Origin of the sequence: Acetobacter fallax (assembly GCF_011516735.1) — a bacterium.
In the GTDB taxonomy this organism is placed as follows: Bacteria; Pseudomonadota; Alphaproteobacteria; order Acetobacterales; family Acetobacteraceae; genus Acetobacter; species Acetobacter fallax.
In genome coordinates this window covers 135,768-147,104 of sequence record NZ_WOSX01000005.1, presented here as the reverse complement: position 1 = coordinate 147,104, position 11,337 = coordinate 135,768, and the positions used below count along the sequence as shown (strand labels likewise).

9 protein-coding genes are annotated in these 11,337 nt (G+C 57.4%); 3 read left to right on the top strand and 6 right to left on the bottom strand.

Features of this window, described 5'->3' with window-relative positions; genetic code table 11:
• Positions 1–301: 301 nt before the first annotated feature.
• From GOB85_RS04870 to GOB85_RS04860, 3 genes are all read right to left on the bottom strand, one after another.
• Positions 302–1,321 carry a fatty acid desaturase family protein gene (locus tag GOB85_RS04870; RefSeq protein ID WP_173576391.1) on the bottom strand — a complete coding sequence of 340 codons (1,020 nt, stop codon included), beginning with the start codon at positions 1,319–1,321 and terminating at the stop codon, positions 302–304.
• Between the two features lie 226 nt (positions 1,322–1,547).
• Positions 1,548–2,096: a peroxiredoxin gene (locus tag GOB85_RS04865; RefSeq protein ID WP_173576392.1), complete on the bottom strand. Its 549-nt coding sequence runs from the start codon at positions 2,094–2,096 to the stop codon at positions 1,548–1,550.
• A 140-nt stretch (positions 2,097–2,236) separates the two neighbouring features.
• Positions 2,237–3,754, bottom strand: coding sequence for a lytic transglycosylase domain-containing protein (locus GOB85_RS04860; protein WP_173576393.1), 1,518 nt, complete (start codon positions 3,752–3,754; stop codon positions 2,237–2,239).
• 320 nt (positions 3,755–4,074) lie between these two features.
• On the opposite strand from GOB85_RS04860, the gene GOB85_RS04855 reads away from it, so the two are divergent.
• The 3 genes from GOB85_RS04855 to trhO are packed head-to-tail and all read left to right on the top strand — an operon-like array spanning position 4,075 to position 6,830.
• Positions 4,075–5,025: an ABC transporter permease gene (locus GOB85_RS04855; protein ID WP_242011297.1), complete on the top strand. Its 951-nt coding sequence runs from the start codon at positions 4,075–4,077 to the stop codon at positions 5,023–5,025.
• Positions 5,026–5,029: 4 nt separating this feature from the next.
• Positions 5,030–5,878: an ABC transporter ATP-binding protein gene (locus GOB85_RS04850; RefSeq protein ID WP_173576394.1), complete on the top strand. Its 849-nt coding sequence runs from the start codon at positions 5,030–5,032 to the stop codon at positions 5,876–5,878.
• The gene (gene trhO, locus GOB85_RS04845; protein WP_173576395.1) at positions 5,871–6,830 is read left to right on the top strand and encodes an oxygen-dependent tRNA uridine(34) hydroxylase TrhO; all 960 of its coding nucleotides are present in this window, start codon (positions 5,871–5,873) and stop codon (positions 6,828–6,830) included. The genes GOB85_RS04850 and trhO overlap by 8 nt, the downstream gene beginning before the upstream one ends.
• A 449-nt stretch (positions 6,831–7,279) precedes the next feature.
• Here the strand turns inward: trhO and nadC are convergent, their stop codons facing one another.
• From nadC to nadA, 3 genes are read right to left on the bottom strand one after another with little or no spacing between them, the layout of a single operon-like run.
• Entirely contained in the window at positions 7,280–8,221 is a 942-nt protein-coding gene (gene nadC, locus GOB85_RS04840) for a carboxylating nicotinate-nucleotide diphosphorylase (protein ID WP_173576396.1), read from the bottom strand.
• Complete coding sequence (locus GOB85_RS04835) at positions 8,212–9,762, bottom strand: L-aspartate oxidase (RefSeq protein WP_173576397.1); 1,551 nt, start codon at positions 9,760–9,762, stop codon at positions 8,212–8,214. The genes nadC and GOB85_RS04835 overlap by 10 nt, the downstream gene beginning before the upstream one ends.
• Before the next feature lie 25 nt (positions 9,763–9,787).
• Positions 9,788–10,768: a quinolinate synthase NadA gene (gene nadA / locus GOB85_RS04830; protein WP_173576398.1), complete on the bottom strand. Its 981-nt coding sequence runs from the start codon at positions 10,766–10,768 to the stop codon at positions 9,788–9,790.
• Between the last annotated feature and the right edge of the window lie 569 nt (positions 10,769–11,337).

Here is an 11,337-nt window from a genome sequence, read left to right as displayed (position 1 = left end):
ACAGGGCTCGGGTCATACGGGCCGGCCTCCATACCGGCACATAGTATGAATCAGATTTCGACCAGTATGGGAATCCTTAAAATGAACCTATTAGATCGGATTGTGCTCTAGCGGAAATCTGCCTCGCGCAGATGTGTCAATTTCGGGTGCCAGATGGCCGGATGTACAGAGTGGCCTGCACTTGCTGGTGTGCGTTTCCTGATCTGTGCCAGACATGGATCAGGAAGCGCCTGTCCGGTTGGGGGCAATTCTGTCTGTAAGCTGGCTCAGGAATGCTTATTTGCACAACCTGCGAAATACTCTATCTGACGCTCCGCAGGCTTACCATAACGCTTTTTTCTTCATCCCATAATGTGTTGGTAAATGCTTCTCTTATACCGTCACGTAAATTCAGTACTTTGACAGTTGCGAAGACTTCGTGCGCCTCGTGACATGCGTTCAGGCGATAATTCGGAATGCCGGGCGCTGCATGATGGACGTGATGTATACCGATATTGCCGGAAAACCATTTTAATACCGAGGGCAGTTTCAGGAATGAACAACCGCCTGTAGCAGCATCGAACATATTCCACCCGGTGTTACTGGCCCATTTCACACCCTCGAATTTGTGCTGCACAAGAAAGAGCCAGACGCCGATGACACTTGCCGGGTAAATGACCGAGAAGGCGACAAGAAACACAGTTTTCAAGCCAAATATCTCAATCAGACCCCAGTATATAAGTAACAGGCAGATATTTGTCACGTAGAGGCCGATCCGCTCACGAAGCCAGGCCACCGGTGTATCAAATGCAATTCTGTAAACGACAAAGAAAATAATCGGAGGCATGATAAATATGGTAAATACTGGATTTTTTGATATTTTGTATATGACTTTCCCGAACCTGGATTTGCTCATATATTCGGAAACAGTGGTGCAGTCTGAGTACAGATCTGAAAGCCTGCCCCTGTTATCCACATTATTCCATGAACCATGATGGATGGAATGATGCTTTTTCCAGTGATCGTAGGGCGTAAATGTCAGAAGAGAACAGAGCCTGCCGACAAAGTTATTGACCCGCTGACTCCGGAACAGAGATCCGTGACCGCAGTCATGCTGCAGAATGAACACGCGTATGGCGAGGCCGGAGGCCAGAGGAGACAGAAAAAGTGCTGATAAATAACCATTTTTTACGGAGAACAGTAAAAAACCGTAACAAATCACAAAAGCCGAGACAGATGAAATAACTTGGTACAGGCTCACAAGTACATCAGATTTCTGATAGCTTTTTATCGATTTGATAACCTCAGGCGATACTGTTTCGAAACCGCGCGTCTGTAACATAAAATTTCCTGCGATAGCCTGACGCACGGCTGATATGTGTGGTGAGCTTTATTGACGCTTTGCAGAGATAGCAAGGCCCGGAGCCGTGTTCCGGCTTTTATTTTATGCCCGGAATGAGCATGGCCACGGACTGATCATGGAAATCTCCGGCTCTGTCCGGATGCGCCCGAAACCTGTCTGGTTATGAATAAACAGGTCTCGGCGACAGCAGCCTCTTCCTGGACTGTCAGGGCTTCCGGGCATCTTTCCATGCATGGAGAGCGGCCAGAGTGCGCCTGACGTGTTCGTCGGGCGAACGATCAGTATAACTCATCAGAATCCTGCCACCCGGAGCGATGACGTAGGATGTCCGGCTGGCGTGAGTGCCGCCGGGCGATTTTGAATCGTAAGCGGCGGAAACGCTGCCGTCCGGATCGGCGGCGACGGGAAATTTGCTTCGGCATTCACTGACAGAGAAACGGCGGAGTTTTTCGATGTCGTCTGTGGAAACACCGATGACGTTGGCGCCTAATGCGTGAAATTCGTCCATGGCCTCGGCAAAGTCATGCGCTTCGATCGTGCATCCCGGCGTGAAAGCGGCAGGGTAGAAGTAGAGCACGACCGGTCCTTTTTTCAGCGTATCCGCAAGGGAAAATCTGAAATCCTTTCCACCCATACTGGCCTGGAGGGTAAAAGGCGGCGCGGTCTTTCCGACGGGGAGTTCTGCATGCGCGAACTGTGTTCCGGCAAGCAGCAGAACGGTTGAAAAAAAGACAGGGACAAGGCGTTTTTTCATGATTATTTTTCCGTATGGACCGGTCTGCGGAGGTGTGACAGTGGCACCAACGGTTTACGGATGTAACTGTTGCAGGGTGAGAGCGGAGCCCTGCTCGGGCTCTGCCAGTCTCTCCACAAAGCCAGGCAGAGTTCAGGCCTTTAACGAATGACGTCAGGAGAGACGACCACGCAGTTCGATGCGCCCGCATCAAGCCTGCGACAGGCGGAAACGGCTTCGGCCCGTGATATCCCGGTCAGACGCGCACGGAAAAGCTGTCCCCGTGAGACTTTGACACTGGCAACCTGGGCACGGGCGCCAGAGAGGTCGCTGGAGGCGCGGGAACGGGCATGGGATGCGGCCTGTTGCGCCATGGACGACGACGAGAATGCGCCGACCTGAATAGCCCAGTTACGCGCCTCTTCAGCAATAGCGGCATTACTGCGCGAGGACGTCAGGCGCGATGCCTGAGCTGGCACGGGCGTAGTGGCGGCGGCGGCGCGGGAAACCAGAGAAAAGCGGGCAGGCGCCGCACGTGAGGTGCGTTGCACCGCTGGCTGTTCGTTCGTGTCCTCTGCCGGGTTTTCGGCGGTAGCGGCTGTGACACCGACCGGAGTGGTGTCTTCAGATTTCAGACGGTTCTGCCAGACGGCACTGGTCTGCGACGCGCTGGTATCGGTGGTCTCCGTTGCGACGCTGGCGGTCTGCACGGCACTCCCGGATTTCAGGCGGGACTGCCAGGCGGCACTGACCGCCTGCGGTGATTCAGGATTACGTCCGACAGGAGCCCAGGCATGGGTATAGGTCGGGGCCGGCGTCTGTGATGCCGTTGCATCCGACTCCGCCGGGGCTTCGGCCACCTGCACGGGCTGACCGGCATCTGCATTGTTATGATGGGACCAGGCGGAGCGGACAGTGTTCGCAGTATCGGACGGCATGGCGGCCGACGCATAGGCGGCGTAACGCGACGATTCGTGGCTGGCAACGAGAAGATCGGCCTGCGAGCGGTTATTGGGCCAGGTACCTGCGATTTCGCGACCGATAGTTGCGACATAGTTCCGGGTTTCGCGCGGCAGGGTGCGATTATGTCCGAGAAAATCCTCAAGGCGACCCGGGCCGGCGTTATAGGCAGCGAGAAAGCCCGGAGAACCATAGGTGTCGTAGAGCTGACGAACGTATGCCGTGCCTGCGAGGATGTTGTCGTGCGGATCGTACGGATCGTCGCCGAGATTGTTCTGACGTTTGATCTCATCATAGGTCGGCGGCATGAGTTGCATGAGACCCATGGCACCAGGAGCCGACGTAACGAGCTGGCCGTTATGGAACATGCGACCACCGGACTCACGCTGGATTACGCTGCGAATCCACATATCCGGTATATCGAAGCGCTGCGAGGCTTCCTGAATATAAGGTCCCCATGGATCGTCTGCGGGGCCTGGCGGGGCGTAATAGGATTTCGCATGAGAGCGGTATTGCGCTTCTTCCTGTGCGATGGGGATCTGCATATCGGAGCCTGGCGTTTCCCCGGCACAGGCGGAGAGCAGGGCCAGCAGGCCGATGAACGCTACGGTGCGGACCGGCCGGGTGCAGATGGTCCGCGATGTGCTGATGTTGCTTCCGGGGGAGATTTCAGGCCGGGTCGTTACAGACCTCTGACACGCTTCTGGCCAGTGACTCATCGGTGTATTCGTCCCGTCCGCAAGGCTGAAGCCTCCCGCTCAATTCAATCCGCATGGAAGAATTATCGTCCAACGCCTTCAATTGCACGCATTTTATCTGCCTGCGCTATCGATGCGTTCTCCGGTCCGGACACTGTGCCGATGAATTGTGACACTAACGTGGCGGCGAGACAGGATATCGGATGCATTGTTCCCTGAGGTGCCGGAAGTGTCGTTCCTCCCTGAGATCAGACAGTTCCTGACACCGGCATACTGACTCAAACCAGATTACAGAGACCGTAGTTGCGGGGGTGTCCATGATTGGGTTACGCGGGCACATCATGAATGCATCGACCGGTCACACCACAGCTTCTCCGGATGCTCCACCGTCCGGCGGAACGTCCGCAGCATCCCCGGCATTACAGATGGCGGAGGCTGAGGAGGCCGGAACGGGCCATACCCTGCATGCTCCGGAAGATGATCAGGAACCGGTTGTCTACCGATCCCGGATTATCCTGGCGCTTGAGGATATTGCCGAAGGTGCGAGGCTATGGCGTCTGGCGGTTTCGCTGGGCTGGCTGGATATCAGATTACAGTTTCGGGGCTCAGCAGTAGGACCCTTATGGCTGACGCTGGGTACAGCAGTGATGATCGGGTCCATGGGCGCGATTTATGGCAGACTGTTTCATCTCGTACTGCGTGATTATCTGCCGTATCTGTCGATTTCGATGATCCTCTGGCAGGTAGGTATTGCCGGTGTGACACAGGATGCCTGCATCTGCTTCACGAATGCAGCCGGTTCGATACGATCGATGCGGCTTCCATTTTCGCTTCAGGCGTTTCGTACGCTGGTGCGCAATTCCGTGACATTCAGCTACAATATTGTCGTGCCGGTCGCGGTTTATGCGATTTTTGGTCTGCTGCCTGGCGTGGTGGCGCTTCTGGCAGTGCCAGGTCTGCTGATCTGGGCGGCGAATGCGTTTGCCCTTTGTCTGCTGTTTGGCTCGATCGGGGCCCGTTATCGTGACATTCCGCCGATTATCGCCAGCGCGTTGCAGGTTGCATTTTACGTGACGCCAATCATCTGGAGCGTAAAGCAGCTTGGGGCACGTGGCTGGTGGCTGATTTTCAATCCGTTTTATTCACTACTCGAAATTGTGCGCGGACCACTGACGGGCGTGGTGCCTCCTCTGATGATATGGATTGTGGCGCTGGGGATCAGTGTCAGCCTGTGGCTTATGAGTCTGCTCGTTTTCTCGCGGTCGCGGGCCCGGCTCGCTTTCTGGATCTGATGCGATGACATCTCTCTCCTCTTCGCCTTCGTCGCCGGCCGCTGCTGACCGGGACCGGGCTATAATCCGGGTTAACCATCTGACACTGGAGTTTCCGATCTTCCATGGCGGAGCGCGGTCTTTGAAAAAGACGCTGTTCCGTCGGGCAAAGCAGCCACTGGCGGCTGTGCGGGCAGCGCGGACGGGCGGCCAGGTCGTCGTCGGCGAGGACTCGTCGGGTGTGGTGCATGTCCGGGCGCTGACTGATGTGTCGTTTACGATCCATGCCGGAGAGCGCATCGGACTGATCGGGCATAACGGCGCCGGCAAGAGCACGCTGCTCAGGGTTCTGGGCGGGATTTATGTTCCGCAGCCGGGGATGCTGACGGTCAGAGGCTCGGTGGAGACACTGATCGACACCAATTCGGGGATGAACCCGGAACTGACAGGGCGTGAGAACATCTTTCTTCAGGCCCAGCACAAGGCGTTGCGGACCGCTGAACTGAAAAAGCTTGAGAAGGATGTCGAGAGTTTTGCGGCTCTGGGGGAGTTCATGGATCTGCCCGTAAGGCTTTATTCGAGTGGTATGGCGATCCGGCTGGGCTTCGGGCTGGCTACGGCGATTGCCCCGCAGATTCTGCTGATGGACGAATGGTTCATGGCGGGCGATGCGAAGTTTCAGGAAAAGGCCCTTCAGCGTCTGGCCGGAGTGGTGGACGGGTCTGATATTCTGGTGATTACCTCACACTCGCTGGGAATCATTGCGGAATGGTGCACACGGGTGATCTGGCTGGAAGGCGGACGCGTGCAGATGGATGGTCCGACGACTGACGTGCTGACGGCTTATACAGAGGCGATGAGCAACCATGGGTGATGCTTTCGACTGTCCGGCCCAGCCGGTGCGGGTTGTGGCCCTTTACCGGTTTACACCATTTGAGGATTGCACGGCGATGCGGCAGCCTCTGGCGAAGCTATGCTGCTCGCTGGGCGTAAAGGGCATTTTGCTGCTGGCTCCGGAGGGAATCAACGGAACGATTGCGGGCAGCGATACGGCGATCGGCCAGGTGCTGGCCCATCTTCGGACGTTGCCGGGATGCGCGGATCTGGAAGTCAAAGAGTCCCGTGCGGAGGTGATGCCGTTTCTGCGGATGAAAGTACGACTGAAACGCGAAATTGTAACAATGGGGATTGAGGGAATCGATCCGTTGTCAGAGGTCGGGGCATATGTAGAGCCCACAGACTGGAATGCACTGATTTCCGATCCGGATACGATCGTTATTGATACGCGTAATGATTATGAGGTTGCGGTCGGTACGTTCCGGGGCGCAATCGATCCGGATATTACAACGTTTCGCGAGTTTCCGGACTGGTTCCGGGCGAAACGTGACGAACTGGTGGCGGCCGGGCGATTGCCGAAGATTGCGATGTTCTGCACCGGAGGCATTCGCTGCGAGAAATCGACGGCTTTTGCGAAAGCGGAAGGTGTTTCCGAGGTGTTTCATCTCAGGGGCGGCATCCTGAAATATTTGGAGACAATACCTCAGGAGGAAAGTCTGTGGGATGGCGAGTGTTTTGTGTTCGACCAGCGTGTGACGGTGAAGCACGGGCTGGAACCGGGCAGTTATGACGTGTGTCATGCGTGCCGGCGGCCAGTGAACGCGGAGGATAAGGCATCGCCGCTATATGAGGCGGGCGTGAGTTGTCCGGCCTGTCATGATGAGCGCACAGATGAACAGCGGCGGCGTTATGCGGACCGGGAGCGGCAGACGCGGCTGGCAGCAGCGCGGGGAACCCGGCATCTTGGGGCGGGGGATACAGAAACCTGAGGGGCTCCCTGTCAGACCACGAGTGCGGTCGCCAGTCAGAAAAACGACAGGCCGGAATACGGTGATGGGTCCGGGCAGGCCGAAGTAGTGGTAATCATGCCTGCCGGAAAACAGCCTGGGAATGCGCATTATACCGGAGGTTATGAAGATTGATCTACACCCCGGCCTGCTGATCATAAACGGTTTCCAAAGGCTCTGTTGTCATCAGGTGCTGGAACCTTACTCAGGGCTTTGCCCTGAAACCCACCAAAGGTCACAGACCTTTGGAAACCATTTTATTATTAATCAATCGGGGTGCAGAGGCCTGCGGTCCCTGCCGGGTTCGGGCAGAGCCCGGATTCTGCTAACCCTTTAAAAAATCACAGATCAACACGTAACGACAACAGAGCGTTTACATGGTTCCAGGGCAGAGCCCCCTGCCAGCCTCACACTCATCAACCTCACACCGGTCAAAGGCCGGATCCTCTGCTATATTTATTGCCCGGGGCATAGGTGGCGCTCGTAAGGCGCTGGCTCCGGCAGAAGCGTATGGGGCAGGCGGGAATATCAAGTCCTATATCCAGAGCCTGTACGCTGTGGGTCAGCCAGCCGAGTGAAAGGATATCGACGCCGGTTTCGGCGATGGGGCGGGCGGTTTCAGGAGTGATGCCGCCTGAGGCTTCTGCGATAGCGCGTTTGTTGATGAGGATAACTGCTTTTTTCAGAGTTGGCAGGTCCATGTTGTCAAGGAGGTAGGCGTCGGCGATGTTGCAGGAGAGTGCACGTTCGAGCTGATCGGGTGTGTCCACTTCAAGCTCGATTTTGACGAGATGACCGGCGCGGTCGCGGGCAATTTTGAGGGCGGCGACGACGTCTCCGCCGCAGAGGGCGAGGTGATTGTCTTTGATGAGAATAGCATCATCGAGACGATAGCGGTGGTTGTGGCCGCCTCCGGCGCGGACGGCGTATTTTTGTAATGCACGCAGACCGGGCAGGGTTTTTCTGGTGCAGACAATGCGGGCTTTTGTGCCGGAGATGGCATCCGCGATCTGACGGGTGGTGGTGGCGATGCCACTGAGATGCGAGAGAAGATTGAGCGCTGTGCGTTCGCCGCCAAGCACGGTTTCCGCCCTGCCTTCCACCGTGGCGATGATGCTTCCCGGCTGAAGAAGAGTTCCATCGGTAATGTGAGGCTCAAAGCGGACTGTGGGATCGAGAAGAGTGAAAGCCAGACGTGCGCCCTGAACACCGGCGAGGATTCCGGTTTTGCGGGCGCGGAATGCGGCTTTCAGGGTTTGTCCGGGCTGAACGAGAGCCTGGGTCGTGCTGTCGCCGCCTGTGCCAAAATCTTCGAGAAGAGCATTACGGATAATGGGTTCCCACAGGATATCGGGCAGTGATGTTACAGGCATTGTTCAGAGACTTTCACAGATGAGATGTCTTCGATGGTAAGGATCTGACGGGAGGAGATCTGATGCTGTCCGCTGCCGGAATACTGGTTTTCAAAAGTCTCCGGCCTTTGGTGATTCAGGGACTGAGCCTGTGAAATATCATCCGTCCGGAAGTGACTTCCCCGACTTTCACGCCGATTTAAAGCGGCCTGAGCGACAAAGGCCGCAATCAGAGCATTCTGATCGTAATCGACGTATGGAGTGACTTTTTCCAGAAGACGGCGCAGGCCGGTTGCGTTGCGGAGGATCCCCGCGTGTTCCATGAAGGCGTTGCTGACGTCCAGCTTTGAGGAAAAGCGGGAGGCTTCCAGGCCGGGACGGAAGGAGGGCATGATTTCGATGGATTTGCCGTTCAGATCCCCGGCAGTCCACTGACCAGTGACGAAAGCTTCCAGAAGGGAGTTGCTGGCAAGACGATTGGCACCATGGAGACCGTTGCAGGCAACTTCGCCGACAGCCCACAGACCAGGGATGGAGCTGCGGCCACGCGCGTCCGTAGCGATGCCGCCCATATGGTAATGCATGGCGGGACGGACAGGGATGGGCTGCTGTTCCGGATTGACGCCAATGGCCAGGCAGGCGGTGGTGATGCCAGGAAAAAGGTTACTGAAAGGGCCCGCGGACAGGGAGCGCGCATCTAGGAAGACCCTGTGACCTTCGCTCTGGTGAGCAGCGATGGCACGGGCGACGACATCGCGGGGAGCGAGTTCATCTGTGAACGTCTTGCCGGTTTCGTCAACAAGACGCCCGCCGGCACCACGAACGGCTTCACTGATGAGTGGACGGCGACCCGAGCGGGAACCGGTATCGAGCGCTGTCGGGTGGAACTGAGTGAATTCCATATCGGTCAGCTCAGCACCGGCACGGGCGGCAATGGCAAGACCGGAACCGGTGCAGCCTTGCGGACTGGTCGCACCGGCATAAAGCGCGCCAATCCCACCGCTGGCCATGACGCAGATTCGGGTGGGGATGAAGCCCTGGCTGGTCCGGACGCCGTGGAGGTCGCCGTTTTCAATCCGGAGACCAGTGAGGACACAGTTTTCGATAACGGTAATGCGGGGCGTATTTTTTACGCGGGCAACAAGAGTCTTCATGATCGCGGCACCACTGGCGTCACCATTGGCGTAGACGATACGGGGATGCGAATGGGCCGCTTCGAGATGAAGCGAAAGACTGCCCTCCGGATTTCTGGCGAAAGGAACACCCAGATTCAGAAGCGTTTCGACGGTTTGCGGGCCGGCGGCAGTAATCGCACGGACGACAGTCTGATCGCACAGACCGGCGCCGGCGGCGATGGTATCGGCGGCATGGAGGTCCGGGCAATCATCAGGCCCGACGGCGGCGGCAAGGCCACCCTGAGCGAGGCTGCTTGCGGCGTCATCTCCGGGCGATGCTGCGGAAAGCAGGACGCAGGGGCATTCCAGATGCAGGGCGGTCGAAAGACCTGCCAGACCGGCGCCGGCAATAACGGGCCATCCGGCGTAGCGGGAGAGAATGGTCATCTTTCTGCCTCCTCTGGTGAGAAAGTCAGGCGGCCAGCATGCGTTCGACGGCCAGACGGGCACGAGGCTGCAGATGCGCGGGAATGGAAACCGGGGTTTGCATCGTTTCCAGTGAGCGGCGAATACCGGCGAGCGTGATCCGTTTCATATGCGGGCAAAGGTTGCACGGACGCACGAAACTGGTGGCGGGAAACAGAACCGAGAGGTTGTCGCTCATGGAACATTCCGTCACGAGCAGGACTTTTTCCGGCTGGTTTTCAGCGATGTAGTCCTGCATCTGAGCGGTGGAGCCAGAAAAATCGGCCTCGGCGACGACTTCCGGCGGACATTCCGGATGAGCGATGACGGTGACGCCTTTATGGATACGCCGGTATTGCCGGATCTCCTGCGGAGTGAAGCGTTCATGGACTTCACAATGGGCCGGCCAGGTGACCATTTCGATACCGGTTTCGGCTTCGATGTTCCGGGCGAGAAATTCATCGGGGATCATAATGATCTTCGGGACGCCCAGACCCTCAACGAGGCGCTTCGCATTTCCTGAGGTGCAGCAGATATCGGATTCCGCTTTGACGGCGGCGGTGGAGTTTACATAGGTGACCACCGGGACGCCAGGATGCGCAGCCTTAAGAGCGCGGACGTTTTCAGCGGTGATTCCTTCGGCGAGCGAACAGCCCGCGCGGGTATCAGGGATCAGAACAGTCTTTTGAGGATTCAGTAGTTTCGCGGTTTCGGCCATGAAATGGACGCCGGCCATGACGATGACGCTCTGATCAAGCGTCTGTGCCGCACGGGCCAGAGCGAGGCTGTCGCCCCGGATGTCTGCCACGCAGTGGAAAATTTCCGGGGTCTGGTAATTATGAGCCAGGATGACGGCGTCATGCTGCTTCTTGAGACGCAGGATAGCCTCAATGTCGTCGGCATAGAGGCGCTCCCAGTCGTCGCGGTGCATAAGGTGCGAGACCGGTTCATAAAGACTTGCGCGGCGATCTGTGAGTGTCTCTGACATGGTCGCGCTCCTGCGCCCTGTTATACTCAATTTGAGCATATATAGAGCCCGGGGTCACGGGCGCAAGGTGGTGCGTGTACACGTTTTCACGAGGCCGTTGAAAAATCTCTGGCAGCCTCGGCGTTATGGTCCCGGAGAATACTCCGACCCGGCACATTGCCGGGATCTTAAAGGCTGTTTCAAAAGCTCCTCTGCCGGCGATCAGACGCGTGTCTTCTGCCCTCCGATGCGCACGGCCCGCACGACGCTCCGCTTCCGTGCTCAAAAACACACGCCTCTCAGGGGCGTTCTCGCCCGGCAGTGCGGCTTTTGAAACAGCCTCTTAATCTTTGGCGGTTGTCTGCCGGTTCGCGGTGCCATACAACAAAACGGCGCGAGCGTCGTTCGGCGCCCGGGTAGCCATGGCCGAAATAATCCTTCTGTTGGGGGGCACGCAGCCTTTCGGGCGCCAGAACAGGACATATCCCGGAACAGGACATATCACTGAGAGCCGACCTCGTCCTCACGGCGCGGATGCCGGGTTCACGCGTCCTGTCGGCATAACCCTGGTCCGCTCTCGCGGCTTCGCC